This window comes from Ruegeria sp. B10 (genome assembly GCF_056539825.1).
Map to the genome: position 1 here is coordinate 1 of NZ_JBQFVP010000005.1, position 16,154 is coordinate 16,154.

The window sequence follows — 16,154 nt, forward strand, 5'->3', positions numbered from 1 at the left end:
CCAACTACCAAGACGACCTGAACGCGCTTGAGGATGAACTGCGTGACGCCGAAACCTATGAAGAGGCACGTGACGACCTGCGCGCGGATGTAAGAGACTTGAGAGTTGATGCATTGGTCGCTCAGAAAGAGGCAGAACATGCCTTTTTCGAGGCTTCAAAAGGTGCCACGTTAACGAAACAGTCTCTCTCTGAATTCCATTCGAACTTGCAGCTTCCTCTGCCGGGTAGGTAGGTTCAGCATTCGGGGCATGTTTTGACCTAGGACTTAACTGCAATTGCGGCTTGCCTAGACTGGGTGAGCCGCCCATATCTATGTCATGCTTCGCTTAACTCCGATCCTTCTGGCGATTGCCTATGGCCTTGTGATGTACCGGATTTCCATCTGGCGCACCCATCGTGAGTTGGATCAGAAGTCGACCGAACTGGCTGATCCTGCCCTCAAACGAATGACGGACAGGCTGGCCGCTGCTTTGAATATCGCGCGGGTGCCGGTCTATATCTACGAGATTGACCCGGTGAACGGGTTGGCAGCTCCGGACGGGCGGATATTCATCACGCGCGGGTTTTATCGCAAGTTTCGCAACGGTGAGGTCTCGGCCGAAGAAATGGCCAGCGTGATTGCCCATGAGCTGGGCCATGTGGCCTTAGGGCATGCGAAGCGGCGGATGATTGATTTCTCAGGCCAGAACGCAATGCGGACCGCGTTGATCATGGTGTTGAACCGGTTCATTCCTTTCATCGGGGCCATGATTGCGAATGCGCTGACCTCCCTGTTGGCGTCGCGTTTGTCCCGACAGGATGAGTATGAGGCGGATGAATATGCTGCTGCCTTGCTGACGAAGGCCGGGATTGGGATCGCGCCGCAGAAATCTCTGTTCCACAAGTTGGAAGACCTGACGCAGCAACGCGCAGGGATGGTACCTGCGTGGCTGATGAGTCATCCGAAAACGGATGAGCGTATTGCCGCGTTGGAGGCTTTGGAGCAGCGTTGGGCGCGTGGCTGAGGATGCGCAGCGAGAGGCCAGCCTCTCGCGCTCTCCGAGGTATTTCTAGCCAGATGAAGAGGGATCCCGCCTAGGTGGTCAGGGCTTTGCCAAGGCGCGGCAGGCGGGCCTTTTTCATGAGCGCGCGTAGGCTCCATTGATCGCCGGACAGGCGGTTGGCTTCGGACAGAACCGCGTTGGCGGTCTCGGCCATGCCTGTGGGGTCGGTTTGCCAGAAGCTGTGGAGTAGGCTGTCTGGGTCGCGGCGCTCAAGGCTTTCTTCGGCCAGGATGTTTCTGGGGAAGTCCTTGGCGTTGACGGTGACGATGATATCTGCCGAGGCCTCAATGGCCGTTGCCAGAACGTGGATATCGGCCTTGTCGGGCAGCCAGAGACGCTGTTCGATACCTGATGCGACCTTGCGTTCGGCTTTGGGCCAGTGCGCTTGGGCCAGAGCGATCTCGGCGCGGGCCTGTGCTTCGCCTTCGGGGCCGAGTTTGCGGGCGGCGCGGGCCCATTCTTCTAGGATACGCGCGGACCAGATGGGGGTGAAATGGCCCAGTTTTGCCGCGCCCAGCAGCATCTCTCGCATCACCGTGGGGTAGATGACGCATGTATCCAGAACCGCCTTCACAGCCGGTAGAATACGGCTTTGAGGTAACCGCTTTCAGCCAATTGCGGCAATTGTGGATGATCGGGTCCGGCAAAGCCCGTGTGGATCAATTGCGCCTGCCGCCCGGCCCGTCCGATCCCGCGAGATGAGGCATCGCGGAAACGGCCCAGATCTGCGGCATGAGAGCAGGAGCAGAGGCCCAGATAGCCGCCGGATTTGACCAGTGGGGCGGCGAGGCGGGCGATGCGTTCATAGGCGCGCAGACCAGCGTCGAGGGCTTGTTTTGAGGGCGCAAAGGCGGGCGGGTCGCAGATGACGACGTCGAACTGTGCGCCCTCTTCGCCCAGTTGCGTCAGCACATCGAAGGCATCGCCTTGGCGGGTTTGGAACCTGTCAGCACATCCGCTTGCTTGGGCCCCTTTGGTGGCTAGGTCCAAAGCGGCGGCAGAGCCATCGACGGATAGTGCCTGTGCCGCCCCTCCAGCCAGCATGGCGAGGCCGAAGCCGCCCACGTGGCTGAACACGTCCAGCACCTGAGCTTCGGGATGCACCAAACGCGCCGCAAAAGCGTGGTTGGGACGTTGATCGTAGAACAGGCCGGTTTTCTGACCGCCGGTCAGGTCGGCCATATAGGTCGCGCCGTTCATGGGAACGGGCAGAGGCGCGTAAGGCGCGGTTCCGCGCAGGGTTTTGTTGACGTCGTCCAACCCCTCCAATCCGCGAGTCCGGCCAGAGGCGTTTTTCAGAACCGTCGTCACGTCAGTCACCTTGACCAGCGCGTCAGTTAGCGCCTCCAGATGCGCTTCGGCCCAGGCGGCGTTGGGCTGTATCACGCAGGCGTCACCAAAACGGTCGATGATCACACCAGGAAAGCCATCGGCCTCGGCGTGGATCAGACGGTAATATGGCGCGTCGAACAGGCGTTCGCGCATCTCAAGCGCGCGGCGCAGGCGGGTCTCGAACCAGTCCGCGTTCAGATCGGCCTCAATATCGCGATCCAGAACGCGACACATGATTTTCGACTCGGGGTTAACCGCGACCAGAGCGATCGGCGCGCGTTTGTCATCCTCAAGCACGGCTAGCGCCCCGGCGGGGATTTTGCGCGTGCGCCGGTCAGTGACGATGTCATTGGCATAGACCCACGGGAAACCATGGCGCAGCCCGCGCGCATTGGCTTTGGGTTTCAGGCGGATACGGGGACGGTCAGCGGCTTGGGTCATGACCGCCTCATAGTCGCGAACAGCCCGAAGGAAAACCCCCTAGCGCGGACGAGAGCGCCAGCCGCCGCGCCGCTTGGGCGCTTGGGCGGCCTGCAGCCCTTCGGCCATCACCTGCGTCATGGGATGTTCGGGCTCCTGAGCGGAATAGGCCGCATGCAACTCGGCCAGAGCCTGTTTCTGGTCCACGCCATCGGGCAGGCTAAGCGCCCAGTCCAGAAAGATGCTGCGGCATTCGGGCATGGCGATGCCTTCGATGTTATACGCCTCGCGGATCAGGCCCTTGGGGTCTTTTGGATCAGTGCTGCGCGCCATCTTCATCCTCTTTGATTACGCTGCCGATGATTTCGGCGGCGGTGGAATAGCTGTCCTGCAATGCGGATTGCAGCGCTTCGACCTGTTCGAACCCGGTGGCACGGCACAGGAAGGCCGCTCCGCCCTCGCCGATTTTGTCCGCCTCAATCACCTTGCCCGAAAGCAGCCGCGCCGCGCATTGTACCGACCAGCATAGATCGTAGCTGTCCTTCAATGTTTGTGCCTGCGCGACATCCAACAAACCGGCAGCGACCGCCCCGTCGAGGCCAGACATCACATCCCGGTTTGAGAGGCCTGCCATCAGCGCTCCGGTCTCGGCCATCAATTCGATATCCATCATCCGGCCCGGGCCGTTCTTGGCATCCCAAACGCCCGCCGGGGCCTTGGCCGCCGCCAGACGCGTCCGCATTTCGGCAACTTCTCGCAGAACTTTGTCTGCCTCCCGAGGGCGCGATAAAAGCTCGGTTCGGAAGGCTTTGATGTCCTGAGCCAAGCCCGCGTCTCCGGCGACAACATGGGCGCGGGTCAGAGCGAGATGTTCCCACACCCAGGCCTCTTCCTGCTGGTAATGCGTGAAGCTGGCCCAACTGGTGGCCACCGGCCCCTGATTGCCCGAAGGGCGCAGGCGCATGTCCACCTCGTAAAGCCGCCCCTGAGACATCGGCGCCGAAAGCGCAGTGATCAGTGCCTGCGTGAACCGAGCGTAATAGGTGCGCGTGGCCAGCGGGCGGGGCCCGTCGGACATATCCTGATCAAGCGGATCGTAGATCACGATCATATCCAGATCGGATTGCGAGTTGATCCGCCCTGCCCCCAGCGACCCCATGCCCAGAATGGCCGCTCCACGCCCCGGTGCAGGACCATGTTTGCGGGCGAAGGTTTCCGTCACATAGGGTAGGATCGCGGCGATAACGGCTTGCGCCAGCTCTGCATATTGCCGGCCGGCCTGAGCCCCGTCGATCAGGCCGCGCAGGTGGTGAACGCCAATGCGGAAATGCCATTCCTTGCACCAGCGTCGCGCCAGATCGAGTTGGGTTTCATAGTCTGTTTCCTGCGCCAGTGCTTCCGCCAACTCGGCCTGCAAAGCCTCCAAACCAGGCCAATCGCTGAAGAAACTGCCGCCGATCACCGCGTCAAAAACGGAAGCGTTGCGCGACAGGTGTGACGCCAGCGCATGAGAGGTGCCTACGATGTCGATTAGCAGGTCGATCAGATGTGGGTTGGCCTCAAAGAGCGAGAACAACTGAACACCCGCAGGCAGGCCTGCGAGAAAGCCATCCAACGCCAAAAGGGCCTCATCGGGTTTCGCGGTTTTGGCAAGGCGCGAGAGGAGCTCGGGCTTCAACCGGTCGAAGATGCGCCGCCCGCGTTGGGACCTCAGGGCCGGATATGTGGCCCAGCGGGCGAGGATATTCTGGTCGAACGTCACCTCAGGCGTGGGCGTCGGCGTAGGCCCTGCGCCCGGTGCAAAGAAGCCTTCGGTCAACTCATGCACCTCGGTCAGGCGACGGGTCAGATCCCTAGTCAGATCATCGCTGCTAAGCCCCATCAGACAGGCGACCCGTTCGATCCCATCGTCAGATTGAGGGACCTTGTGGGTCTGAGCGTCATGGATCATCTGAATGCGATGTTCGGCCTCGCGATGCGAGCGATAGTGATCGGTCAGCTTTTCCGCAACCTCTTCCGGCACCCAGCCCTTTTGCGCCAGAGCCGCCAGCCCGGGCACCGTGCCGCGAACGCGCAGATCGGAGTCACGCCCCCCTGCAATCAACTGCCGGGTCTGGGTGAAAAACTCGATCTCGCGAATGCCGCCCTGACCCAGTTTCATGTCATGGCCGGGGATCGAGAGGCTGCCGCCCGTTCCTTTGTTCTCACGTATGCGCAGGCGCATGTCATGGGCGTCCTGAATGGCGGCAAAGTCCAGATGGCGACGCCAGACAAAGGGTTTCAGGGTGTCCAGAAACCGCTCCCCAGCCGCAATATCCCCCGCGCTGGCGCGCGCTTTGATATAGGCGGCCCGCTCCCATGTACGGCCGAGGCTTTCATAGTACCGCTCTGCCGCCTCCATCGCCATGCAGACCGGCGTCACCGCCGGGTCGGGCCGCAGGCGCAGATCGGTGCGGAACACATACCCGTCGGCTGTCTTGTCGCTGAGCGTGGCGCAGAAATTGCGCGTGGCCCGCACCATCCCGTGCCGGGCTTCGTAGAAGTCATCCGGGTCAAAGCGTGTTTCATCAAACAGAACGATCAGGTCAATATCCGAGCTGTAGTTCAGCTCATGCGCGCCCATCTTGCCCATCGCGAGAATGACCATCCCGGCAGCGGTTTCGACATCATCCTCGGTCATTCCGGGCAGCTTCTTGCGGCGGATCAGGGCGGCAATCTCGGCCTTTGCGGCCACATCCGCCGCCAGAGCGCCAAAATCGGTCAGCGCTGCCGTGACCTTTTCCAGCGGCCAAGCGCCTGCAATGTCGGCCAAAGCGGTCAGTACCGCCATCCGCCGCTTGGCCAGCCTTAACCCAGGCTTGAGCTGATCTGGTGCCAAGGCGCGCGCGGCCTCCATCACCTCTGCCAAAGCGTGGTCCGGCTGGTGCAAGGCCTGCGGCAGCCACTCTCTTTCTTGCTCGATCAGGCCCTTCAGATATGGGCTGGACCCTGCCGTTCCGGCGATCAAATCGCCTTGCTCAGTCGTCAGATCGGCAAGCAAAGCGCGGGTTTCATCGCCCAGAGACTGGTCGAACGCACGCGGCAGACGGTTGATGGTTAAACTCTCATTCATACCCGGACCCTGCGCACCGCTGAGCGGCAAGGTCAATGCGGCAAACGCATTATTCCTGTTCGTCCGGAGTGTCCTGACTGAAACTGTTGATCCAAGTCCCCGCCCGACGTTCCCAAAGGGAGGATATGAGCATCGCTTCCCAATCCTCCGCACCCGGTCGCACATAGTCAGCCCGATAGGACAGCAACACGATATCCGGGGTCAAAATCCGCAAGCGCTCTTCGCTCAACTTGAATTCCGCCATTGTCGGAGCCTCAGCGAACTGCCCGACATGGTCGTCCCGATTTGCAAAACCCGAGGGGTAGACACCCAAGAAATCAGCGCTCAGAAGCGCCCTGTCAGCGTGGGCATCGCCAGCTACCAAAGCAGACCATACCTGTTTTTCTAACTCCAAGATCTCTGCAAGCGTTGGCGCATTTGTGTTCTCATTCATCATGTCCGCACCCTGCTGACCGAGACCTGCGCCGTCAACCAAATCTGAAAATGTAAATCTTTTTCACATCGACCCCTTGCAACCCCGCAAGCGCTCCCCATCTAGATCATGTGAAAGGAATTTACATCAACCCCAGGAGAGACGAAATGACCGCATTGTCCGAACCCGCCGCACCCGCAAATCCGGGGTGGCTCTATCGTGCCGAGGCTTGGATGGACGATAAAGGCAAAGGCGCCTGGATCGCCGCCATGGTTCTTGGGTTCATCTTCTTCTGGCCCGTGGGCCTCGCCCTTCTGGCCTATATGATCTGGAGCAAACGCATGTTCAGCAAGTCTTGCAGCCGCCGCAAATCCTGGCACAGTCACATGAGTGCAATGAAGCCATCAGGCAACAGCGCCTTCGACGCCTACAAGGCCGACACCCTGGCCCGTCTGGAGCGTGAACAGCAGGATTTCGAAGCCTTCCTGCGCCGCCTGCGCGAAGCCAAGGACAAAGCCGAGTTCGACCAGTTCATGGATGAACGCGCCCGTGAAAACCACGAAGACGACGGCAAAGGCGAACCGGCCTAAATTGACTTGCCCTGTCCCGACCATTCGGGACAGGGTGTCACGACCCTCCCTTTCGGAAACTTGATCATGAACCACCTGCCCGATCCCGATACTCAACCCGAGTTCTACCAGTCCGTTGCAACCAAGCGCTTTGTCGCATGGTTGTTCGACATCGCCTTTATCTCACTTCTGTGCATCGTCCCCGTCTTCCTGACACTTGGGGCCGGGCTGTTCTTCCTGCCGCTGATCTACGCCGTGATCAGCTTTGTCTACCGGGTCATCACGATCTCGAACGGGTCTGCCACGCTTGGCATGCGGTTCATGGGGATCGAGCTGCGCGACGCGTTCGGCGAACGTATGGATATGGGCAAGGCCGTGGCCCATACGGCTGGATACTTCATCAGCATGGCGTTCTTCGTGGTTCAGATCGTATCTGTCATCATGATGCTGACCAGCGCGCGCTGCCAGGGTCTGACGGATGCCTTCCTTGGTACAGTCATGATCAATCAGCGGGCCTGAACGCAACACACTTGAATCACTTGGCGGCTTGAAAATCCGTTGCTATCATCCGGTCCGAGGCTACATGGGACCTTCATGCGACACACGCTGCCAATTGCGCCACAATTCTATGTGACGGCCCCCCAGCCCTGCCCTTACCTTGAGGGCAGGATGGAGCGCAAACTCTTCACCGCTCTGCAAGGCGCAGGCGCGGATCAGTTGAACAATTCACTGTCCCAACAAGGGTTTCGCAGGTCGCAGAACGTCCTCTATAGACCATCCTGCACTGATTGCGCAGCTTGCCTTTCCGCCCGGATTGACGTGTCGGCCTTCCGCCCGACCAAAAGCCAGAAGCGCGCCGCCAAACGCAATGGATACCTAGAGCGCCGCGCAACCTCGCCCTGGGCCACCGATGATCAGTACGAGCTGTTCCGTCGCTACCTCGATACCCGCCACGCCGATGGCGGCATGGCCGATATGGACGTTTTCGAATTCGCCGCGATGATCGAGGAAACTCCGATCCGCAGCCGTGTCGTGGAGTATGCCGACCCTGAAACCGGAAACCTGATCGCCGTCAGTCTGACCGATGTTCTGGATGACGGCCTCAGCATGGTTTATTCCTTCTACGATCCAAACCAGCCGCAGAACTCCTTGGGCACCTACATGATCCTCGACCATATCGAGATCGCGCGTGAGGCTGGCCTGCCCTATATCTACTTGGGCTATTGGGTCCCCGGCAGTCCGAAAATGGGCTACAAAGCCAAGTTTTCGGGGCTGGAGGCCTATGTTCAGGGACGCTGGGAGAAAATCTCCAACCCCGAGGCTTTCGCAGATGCCTCGCACCACCCTCTCGCCTCGGCCCCGATAGCTGAGCAAGTGGCAAACATCCAACTGCCCGACCGCCACCCCACCAAAGGCTGATCCTTTCATGAAACAGAGCCTGCACGCTGTCACCCTTGTGGTGCCTGACTACGATGCTGCGATCAATTTCTACACCGAAAAGCTAGACTTCACTCTTTCCAAAGATATTGATCTGGGAGGCGGAAAACGCTGGGTCCTCGTCACGCCGCCGGGTTTAGGAGAGGCCTCCTTACTGCTGGCCAAAGCCGACGGTCTTGAACAAGAAACTGCTATCGGCAACCAAACCGGGGGGCGTGTTGGGTTCTTTCTGCAAACAGATGACTTCCAACGCGATCACACAGCAATGCGGGCAAAGGGTGTCCATTTCGAAGAAGAGCCCCGTGTTGAACCCTATGGCACAGTCGCGGTATGGCAGGACCCTTTCGGAAATCGTTGGGACCTCATCCAGTTCGCATGATCCCGTTCATCCGGCTGAAGATAACTCTTTTAAAGTCCGCGCAAGCTCTTCGCCTTAAACCTAAAATAAGAGAGTAAAAGGGGGCCTTCCAGGCCCCCATTTTCATTTGGACTACACTCAGTGATCAGTTCGGAATCAGATCCGGCACGATGGTCACAATGGTCGGGAAGAACCATAGGATCGCAATACCGACGACCTGAATGATCACGAACGGTACGACGCCACGATAGATATGGCCCGTCGTCACCTCTTTCGGGGCGACCCCTCGCAGGTAGAACAAGGCGAACCCGAAGGGCGGCGTCAGGAACGAGGTCTGCAGGTTCACCGCCACCATGATGGTCACCCATTTCGGATCGAACGACCCGCCATAGATCACAGGCCCAACAATCGGGATCACGATGTAGATGATCTCAAGGAAGTCCAGCACAAAGCCCAGAATGAACAGCACCAGCATCACGATCAGGAAGACCGTGAACTCGTTGTCGAAGCTGCGCAGGAACTGCTGGATGTAATGCTCACCCCCGAAGGAGATCACCACAAGGTTCAGCAACTGCGACCCGATCAGGATGGTAAACACCATCGAGGTCACCTTCGCCGTCTCGCGCACCACGGGCGTCAGAACCCCGCTGGAGAAAAGGACCCAGCAGCCGAACAACAGACCGAACAACGCGTAGAGATACGTCGCATAAGCCAGAATGAAGGCGATCCAGGTCTCAACCGGGACATTGCCCTGATTGATACGCAGATCGAAATTCACCCCCATCAGCAAACAGATGATGACTGCAAAGGTCGACCAGATGATCACACTCCCGGACCGGCCCTGATCCTGAAGCTTGCGGTACGCAGCCAACATGATCGCACCACCGGCACCCAGTGCCGCAGCAGGTGTCGGATTGGTAACACCGCCAAGGATCGAACCCAGCACCGCGATGATCAGAACCAGCGGCGGGAACACAACTCGGATCAGATCGTTGGTGGCACAACGCGCGGCAGCCTCCTTACAGCCGTAGATCGCGATGGCGAAGGGAATCGCCAGCAACACGAATGTCGCCCCGGATGAGGTTGTTGGCTGGATGAAGAGAATATCCACCAACAGCATCAACAACAGGCCAATCGCCCCAACGATCAGAGGTTGCGGCGAGCGCGACGGCGCGATGCCACGACCCAGAACCAAGGTCAGCGCCAGCAGCACCACCACAATCGAAACGCCAGTTCCGATCGGAGCCGCATTTGCGATCTTGGCGTCACGGGCGGCGGCGAGTTCTTCCTCGCTCAGGCGCTCGGCGCTGGCAACACCACCGGCGGCGTCGATTGCCTCTTGCTCGGCCACGGCCTGATCCCAGGCGGATTGGCCATGCAGATCGATCATCGAGGCCTGACACTCAGCCGAGACATTCGTGCGCAAAGACGCACCCTGCCCCACATCCGAGAAGGCCGAGACCGAGATGTTCTGGCTACCGATCACACCCGCGCTGCCCAAAAGCACCGCACCCACGATGATCGCAACCGGCGCACCCAGCAGCCAGGTCAGACCCTCAGAGCGGGTGATCGTCTCACCAGAGCCACCCGACAGCTCAACCGCCGGAGCTTTGTCCGGGTTCAGCAGTGCATAACCGAAGGCATAAAGCGCGTAGAGCAGCGCCAGCATGATCCCCGGCAACAAAGCCGCTTGGAACAAGGTTCCAACCGAGACCACCGCAGGTTCCCCCAAAAAGGTCAGCGCATCGGTACAGCCCGCCTCGACCGCACGCTCTTCCTGTGCCGTCGAATAAAGGTCACCCGCCAGCGTACCCAGAAGAACAATCACGATCGAGGGTGGGATGATTTGCCCAAGTGTCCCCGAGGCCGCGATCACACCTGTCGCCAACTCGGGCGAGTAGTTGTTTCGCAACATAGTCGGCAGCGCCAAAAGGCCCATGGTCACCACGGTCGCACCAACAATCCCGGTCGAGGCGGCCAGAAACGCACCCACGACAACAATCGACACGGCCAGACCACCGGGCAGCGGTCCAAAGACACGCGCCATCGTTGTCAGCAGGTCATTGGCGATCTTGGAACGCTCCAGCGTGATTCCCATCAGAACGAACATCAACACGGCCAGAAGGGTTTCAATCGACTGACCGGCCAGAACCCGTTCGTTCATGCGGTTCACGATGAAGGAAACATTCCGGTCCAGCGCGGTTTCCCAACCTGAGGGGAAGACCGGCTCGCCTATCCTTGGTAGGTCCGGGTATCGGAAAACCGAGACCGTATCGGGTTTCACCCCGGAATTCACCAGGTCTCGGTAAGCTTGTGAGCCAGTGTCAATCGCCTGGTGGATAAGCAGTCCAGCGCTGTCCAGCGCGGCGATGATCCCGAAGGAGATCACACCTGCCCCACCGATGGCGAAGGCCACCGGGAAGCCTGAGAGGATGCCTCCGAAAAGGCAAAAGAATACGATAATGAGGCCTATCTCGACGCCATCAAGTCCGAATAGCATTGTCTTGGTCTCCGTCCTTAATGTGCGCCTTCGTAGGCTTCTTCACCCTCACCAAGGCTATCCTTGTCGAGGTATTTTCCGGCGCTTTCCGGCCCTTCCACGTATTCCAGATACGACCGCCACAGGAAGGCAACCGCGTGCAGGAACACCATGCCCGCAAAGATCACGAGCAGGATTTTGAACAGGAAATACGCGTTGAACCCGTTCGGGCTGAAGCCGATGGTTTCCACGTTCCAGCGCAGGGCGCGCGACTTGGCCACCAGCCTGTCCAGCGTGTCACTGGCCGAGGGTTTCGGTACGATCAGGTGCCGCCACATGAAGTACCAGCCATACATCCAGGTCAGCACGGCCATCGGCATCATGAACAACACCGCGCCGCACATATCGACCACTCGTTTGGCGCGGTGGCTGATACCGGCATATATCAGGTCAACCCGCACATGCCCGCCCTGCACGAAGGTGTATGTGCAGCACAGACAAACGACCATCGCGTTATAGAGCTTCAGCTCTTCGGCAAACCAGCTGATGTCCTGATTGAAGGGGATACCCAGACCAAAAGACATATCAGGCCGGGCAAAGACACGCTGCATAAACACGATAACGATCTGCTGGATCACCATCAGCAAACCCGCCCAGGCAAAGAACCGCCCGGTCGTGTTGGCGAAGGCCTCGAGCCCGCGCACCATGCCCCACATCACGTTTCGGTAGTAGAGGCCGATGGCCGTTAGCACCAGAAACAGCGTGAAAACCACGAAGAAGAACTCGACCGAGCCTCCGTAGTAGACAAAGCGCATGATGGATTCTTTGTCGGACCAATCCAGCCACAGCTGCGGATGCGTGATTGCATATCCAAAATTATAGAAGGCTTCGGCAATGTTCTGAATGAACCAGATCAGTCCATTCCACAGGGCGCCGAAAAACGAGATACCGTTATCGTCCTGCATGTTGTCCCCGGGTCACGTCAGTTGCACTGCAAATTATAGCGGCATGATGGGTCCGCGCATATGCAACAAGAAAGGCTCCCCCGCGATTGCGGGGAAACCGTTTGGTCAGTTCACTTGGGATTAGCCGCGAACGCGGTCGCGCTGAGCGGTGTAAGCACCCGACGACAGGTTCAGCCAGCCCGAGGACGATGCCATCGACGCCATTGCGCTGTCGTGGATCTTCTTGAACAGCTCGTCGCCCATGTTCTCGTCCAGAACCTCTTGCGAGGCCTGACCGAATGCGTCCCACACGCTGTCTGGGAATTCCATGACCTTCACGCCACCCGACTGCAGACGCTGTAGAGCTGCGCCGTTGTTGGCCAGGAACTGCGCCAGGTTCCACTGGTGCGCTTCGGCCGCTGCGATCTCGATGATCTTCTGCTGGGCCGGTGTCAGTTCGTCGAACACGTCGCGGTTGGTGGCCAGCGACAGACCTGCGCCCGGCTCGTGGAAGCCCGCGGTGTAGTAGGTCTTGGTGATTTCCTGGAAGCCCGCTTTTTCGTCCGCCCAGGGGCCGATCCACTCGGTGCCGTCAATCGCACCCGAAGACAGCGCCTGATACACTTCGGAACCCGGAATGTTCTGAACCGATGCGCCCAGTTTACCCAGCGCCTGGCCACCCAGACCCGGCATGCGGAACTTCAGACCCTGGAAATCCTCGGGGCCGTTGATCTCTTTCGAGTACCAGCCACCTGCCTGCGCGCCGGTGTTACCCGCCAGGAAGGACTTCAGGCCGAAGATCGAGCCCAGCTCGTCATGCAGCTCCATGCCGCCATCGTGGTAGTACCAGTTCACCAGTTCCTGCGCGGTCATGCCAAACGGAACAGCGGTGAAGAAGGCATAGCCGGGGTGCTGACCCACAAAGTAGTAGTCAGCCGCGTGGTACATGTCGGCCTGACCCGAAGATACCGCGTCAAACACTTCAAACGCGCCAACCAGCTCGCCTGCGGCCTTGATTTCTACGTTCAGGCTGCCATCGGACATCGCGTTGATGCTGTCGGCGCAGCGCTGCGCGCTGTCGAACACGCCGGCCAGACCACGACCCCACGAGGTCACCATGGTCAGGGTCCGCTGACCCTGCGCATAAGCCGGTGCCGCCAGTGCGGTTGCCGCAGCAGCCGAGCCGCCCAGAGCAGATTTCTTCAGAAATGAACGACGATCCATATGAGTGTTCCTCCCCTTCATAAGTCATCACCCGGAGGTGTCCGGGCCTGTCGCTTTCAATGGATCGGAGCCTAGAGGCAGCGATATGAAAGGGAATACCTACTACTGCGTAGAAACCCGAATTTCTGCCCGTTTTTCGCAGATAAAATCGGCAAAAAAGCCAGCCATCCCACGTTCCCGAGGGCATTTGCCCCCAGAAACGCTCAATCTTTTTGCATTTTCGCCGCCGCTTGCGTATCGATTCGACCATGCAAAGACTCCGACATCTGGTTTCGCTGACTTATGCGCAGAAACTGTCTTTGGTTGCGGCCATCCCTCTGGTCGTTGCCGTCGCGGCCATTGCCTTTCTGGTCGCCTTTCAGGCCCGTGCAACATCCGAGCGAGAAATACAGGCGCTGGAGCTGCGCCTGATCGAGGCCAAGAAGGAAGAACTGAAGAACTACGTCACACAGGCGCGCAATGGGTTCGCCTATATCTACGGGCGTGCGGAACCTGACGATGATGTCGCAAAAACGCTGGTCACGCAGATCCTTTCGGCGATGATTTACGGACAGGACGGGTTCTTCTTTGTCTATGACTATGACGGTACGAACCTGGTAAGCCCCCGCCAGACCCAGTTCATCAACCGCAATTGGGACGGTCTGACCGACAGCGACGGTACTCCGGTCGTGGACGAGTTCATCCGGCTGGCACGCCAAGGTGCGGGCTGGCACAGTTTCATGTGGGAAAAGCCCTCGACCGGGGAAGAGGCGCAGATGATCGCCTATGTCGTGGGCCTGCAGGATTGGCGTTGGGCCGTGGGCACCGGTGTCTTCATCGACGACATATTGGCCACCGTTGCCAATGCCCGCGCGGAGGTCGAAGACCGGGTCCAGCGCACCTTCATGTATATTGGCGCCATCGTTGTGGCCTCAGTCCTGATCGTCTTTGCCTCGGGCATGTTGCTGAACATACGCGAGCGGCGGCTGGCCGATGCAAAGCTGAAAGAGCTGACCCAGCGAGTGTTCGACGCTCAGGAAGAAGAACGCGGCCGGGTCGCGCGCGAGCTGCATGACGGGATCAGCCAGATTCTTGTCGGTGTCCGCTATGCGCTAGACAATGCGCGAAGGCGCTTGTCTCGAGGCGACGACGCGGGCGCGCAGGCCCCATTGGACAAGGGCATTGATCACCTTGGCACGGCGATCACCGAAGTGCGCCGCATCAGCCGCGACCTGCGCCCCGGCGTGCTGGATGATCTGGGCCTCGGCCCGGCCCTCAAGGCGTTGACCGATGACTTCCGCGAACGCACCGGGATCGAAACCGAGTTTTCGACCGTCGTCTTCCGCAACCGGCTGGATCAGGACAGCAAGATCGCACTCTACCGCATCGCTCAAGAAGCTTTGACCAATATTGAGCGCCACGCAGACGCCTCGCATGTTACAATCGACCTGCGCGGGCACAAAAAAGGCGCGACCATGCGGATCACCGATGACGGGCGCGGGCTGCGCTCTGAACCAGATCAGAGCGGCACCGGCATCGGGTTGCGGAACATGCAGGAACGGATCGAACAGCTTGACGGCACGCTGCGTATTCTGTCATCACGCGGCCCGCACGGGGGCACGGTGATCGAAGTCAGCCTGCCTCTCAGCCACCTGCTGCCGCCGCAGGAAGACGCAACACCGAACCGAAAGGCCGGGACATGACCATCCGAGTCCTCATCGTCGACGATCACCCCATGGTGGCCGAGGGCATCCAGTCGATCCTCGAAAGCTATGATGAGATTGAGGTCGTCGGCACTCTGGGCAGCGGTCAGGCCGCCGTTGATCACGCGGCCGAGTTGGCCCCCGACGTAATCCTCATGGACCTCAACATGCCCGGCCTCGGCGGCCTGAGCGCGACCGAACTGATCCTCGAACGCCTGCCCGAAACCCGCATCCTGATCCTGTCGATGCATGACAGCCCCGAATACATCTCAACTGCGCTCAGCCACGGAGCCAAAGGGTATGTGCTGAAAGACGTCCCCACGGATGAGATCAAAGAGGCGATCGATGCCGTGATGAAGGGCGAGCAATATCTATGCACCGGCGCCAGCGGGTCCTTGAAGCCCAAAGGCGACAGCGCCCGCGAAGCCCTTACCGGGCGCGAACAGACCATCCTTCTGGAACTGGCGCAGGGCAAATCCAATAAGGAAGTCGCTCAGGCGCTCGATATCTCGGTCCGGACGGTCGAAACCCACCGCAAAAACATCAAACGCAAACTGGGCATCTCCTCAACAGCGGGCCTGACCCGCTATGCGCTGGAACATGGCGTGTTACAGGGTACCGGCGTCGGCTTCTGAGCCACCCGCAGCGCGGCACGCGCTGCCCGGCCCAACCAGAGGAGGCGCGCCGCAGGCGCTTTGACGATGGGCGGGAGGGTTATCCGCGCGGCCTGATATCCTCACCGAAAAAGATCAATGTCCCATCCTCGGCAATGACGTGAAACTCGCGTTGCTGATAGGGCTGATCAAACGGAGGGCGCACACGTCCGTCGGGCAGATCTTCCAAACCCGGTTTGAGGCTGTCATACAGCGCATCAATCCCCTCGACATCTATGTAAAAGGACTGCTCTTCCCCCAGCAGCTTTCCATCGTCTCGCGGCGGGCATTCCAGCAACCGAATGGCCACCGGCCCGCGTGAGAGAAACGCATAATTGTCCTGCCGAAACCCGCAGCTGAATCCCAAACGGTCGCAATAGAAATCAATCTGGTTCTGCAACGACGAACACAAAACAAACGGAGTGAGTTGCAATATACTTGCCATGCCAAAGCCCTCCCTGAATGGGCCCTAGCCTACCTGTGTCGGC

At 59.5% G+C, this 16,154-nt stretch carries 17 protein-coding genes; 8 read left to right on the plus strand and 9 right to left on the minus strand.

Annotated elements, in window-relative coordinates:
- Both ACR0J4_RS07975 and ACR0J4_RS07980 read left to right on the plus strand, forming a co-directional pair.
- Positions 1-233, plus strand: a 233-nt coding sequence (locus ACR0J4_RS07975; RefSeq protein WP_480668359.1) for a hypothetical protein, incomplete at its 5' end; no start/stop codon positions are given.
- A gap of 85 nt (positions 234-318) precedes the next feature.
- A complete protein-coding gene (locus tag ACR0J4_RS07980; RefSeq protein WP_170482987.1) occupies positions 319-1,005 on the plus strand; it encodes a M48 family metallopeptidase in 687 nt (228 codons plus the stop codon).
- A 70-nt stretch (positions 1,006-1,075) separates the two neighbouring features.
- On the opposite strand, the gene ACR0J4_RS07985 is transcribed toward ACR0J4_RS07980, so the two are convergent.
- Genes ACR0J4_RS07985 through ACR0J4_RS08005 form a run of 5 tightly spaced genes read right to left on the minus strand, consistent with a single transcriptional unit; the run spans position 1,076 to position 6,344 of the window.
- Positions 1,076-1,618 (minus strand): RSP_2648 family PIN domain-containing protein, encoded by a 543-nt coding sequence (locus ACR0J4_RS07985; RefSeq protein ID WP_170640707.1) that lies wholly within the window; start codon positions 1,616-1,618, stop codon positions 1,076-1,078.
- Positions 1,615-2,817, minus strand: coding sequence for an RSP_2647 family RNA methyltransferase (locus tag ACR0J4_RS07990; RefSeq protein WP_170640709.1), 1,203 nt, complete (start codon positions 2,815-2,817; stop codon positions 1,615-1,617). The genes ACR0J4_RS07985 and ACR0J4_RS07990 overlap by 4 nt, the downstream gene beginning before the upstream one ends.
- A 39-nt stretch (positions 2,818-2,856) precedes the next feature.
- Complete coding sequence (locus tag ACR0J4_RS07995; RefSeq protein WP_170553251.1) at positions 2,857-3,129, minus strand: hypothetical protein; 273 nt, start codon at positions 3,127-3,129, stop codon at positions 2,857-2,859.
- Entirely contained in the window at positions 3,113-5,908 is a 2,796-nt protein-coding gene (locus ACR0J4_RS08000) for a [protein-PII] uridylyltransferase family protein (RefSeq protein WP_170640711.1), read from the minus strand. Before ACR0J4_RS08000 ends, ACR0J4_RS07995 begins: the two co-directional genes overlap by 17 nt.
- A gap of 49 nt (positions 5,909-5,957) precedes the next feature.
- Positions 5,958-6,344 carry a nuclear transport factor 2 family protein gene (locus ACR0J4_RS08005; RefSeq protein WP_170553246.1) on the minus strand — a complete coding sequence of 129 codons (387 nt, stop codon included), beginning with the start codon at positions 6,342-6,344 and terminating at the stop codon, positions 5,958-5,960.
- 143 nt (positions 6,345-6,487) lie between these two features.
- Here ACR0J4_RS08005 and ACR0J4_RS08010 point away from each other — a divergent pair, with 143 nt between their 5' ends.
- From ACR0J4_RS08010 to ACR0J4_RS08025, 4 genes are all read left to right on the plus strand, one after another.
- On the plus strand, positions 6,488-6,910 hold the full coding sequence (locus ACR0J4_RS08010) for a DUF2852 domain-containing protein (protein WP_170373967.1): 423 nt from the start codon (positions 6,488-6,490) through the stop codon (positions 6,908-6,910).
- A gap of 66 nt (positions 6,911-6,976) precedes the next feature.
- Positions 6,977-7,408 carry an RDD family protein gene (locus ACR0J4_RS08015; protein ID WP_170482976.1) on the plus strand — a complete coding sequence of 144 codons (432 nt, stop codon included), beginning with the start codon at positions 6,977-6,979 and terminating at the stop codon, positions 7,406-7,408.
- Between the two features lie 75 nt (positions 7,409-7,483).
- Positions 7,484-8,308, plus strand: a complete 825-nt coding sequence (locus tag ACR0J4_RS08020) for an arginyltransferase (RefSeq protein WP_170373969.1) — start codon at positions 7,484-7,486, stop codon at positions 8,306-8,308.
- 7 nt (positions 8,309-8,315) lie between these two features.
- Positions 8,316-8,705: a VOC family protein gene (locus ACR0J4_RS08025; RefSeq protein ID WP_170640713.1), complete on the plus strand. Its 390-nt coding sequence runs from the start codon at positions 8,316-8,318 to the stop codon at positions 8,703-8,705.
- Positions 8,706-8,829: 124 nt separating this feature from the next.
- Here ACR0J4_RS08025 and ACR0J4_RS08030 read toward each other — a convergent pair whose 3' ends face one another.
- From ACR0J4_RS08030 to ACR0J4_RS08040, 3 genes are all read right to left on the minus strand, one after another.
- Positions 8,830-11,184 carry a TRAP transporter large permease gene (locus ACR0J4_RS08030; RefSeq protein ID WP_170640715.1) on the minus strand — a complete coding sequence of 785 codons (2,355 nt, stop codon included), beginning with the start codon at positions 11,182-11,184 and terminating at the stop codon, positions 8,830-8,832.
- 17 nt (positions 11,185-11,201) lie between these two features.
- On the minus strand, positions 11,202-12,128 hold the full coding sequence (locus tag ACR0J4_RS08035; protein ID WP_170466343.1) for a TRAP transporter small permease subunit: 927 nt from the start codon (positions 12,126-12,128) through the stop codon (positions 11,202-11,204).
- Between the two features lie 120 nt (positions 12,129-12,248).
- Positions 12,249-13,331 (minus strand): TRAP transporter substrate-binding protein, encoded by a 1,083-nt coding sequence (locus tag ACR0J4_RS08040; RefSeq protein WP_170373973.1) that lies wholly within the window; start codon positions 13,329-13,331, stop codon positions 12,249-12,251.
- Positions 13,332-13,579: 248 nt separating this feature from the next.
- Between ACR0J4_RS08040 and ACR0J4_RS08045 the strand changes: the two genes are divergently transcribed.
- Both ACR0J4_RS08045 and ACR0J4_RS08050 read left to right on the plus strand, forming a co-directional pair.
- Entirely contained in the window at positions 13,580-15,013 is a 1,434-nt protein-coding gene (locus ACR0J4_RS08045; RefSeq protein WP_170553236.1) for a cache domain-containing protein, read from the plus strand.
- The gene (locus ACR0J4_RS08050; protein WP_170640717.1) at positions 15,010-15,648 is read left to right on the plus strand and encodes a response regulator transcription factor; all 639 of its coding nucleotides are present in this window, start codon (positions 15,010-15,012) and stop codon (positions 15,646-15,648) included. The genes ACR0J4_RS08045 and ACR0J4_RS08050 overlap by 4 nt, the downstream gene beginning before the upstream one ends.
- Positions 15,649-15,727: 79 nt before the next feature.
- Here the strand turns inward: ACR0J4_RS08050 and ACR0J4_RS08055 are convergent, their stop codons facing one another.
- Positions 15,728-16,111, minus strand: coding sequence for a bleomycin resistance protein (locus ACR0J4_RS08055; RefSeq protein ID WP_170640719.1), 384 nt, complete (start codon positions 16,109-16,111; stop codon positions 15,728-15,730).
- Positions 16,112-16,154 lie beyond the last annotated feature (43 nt).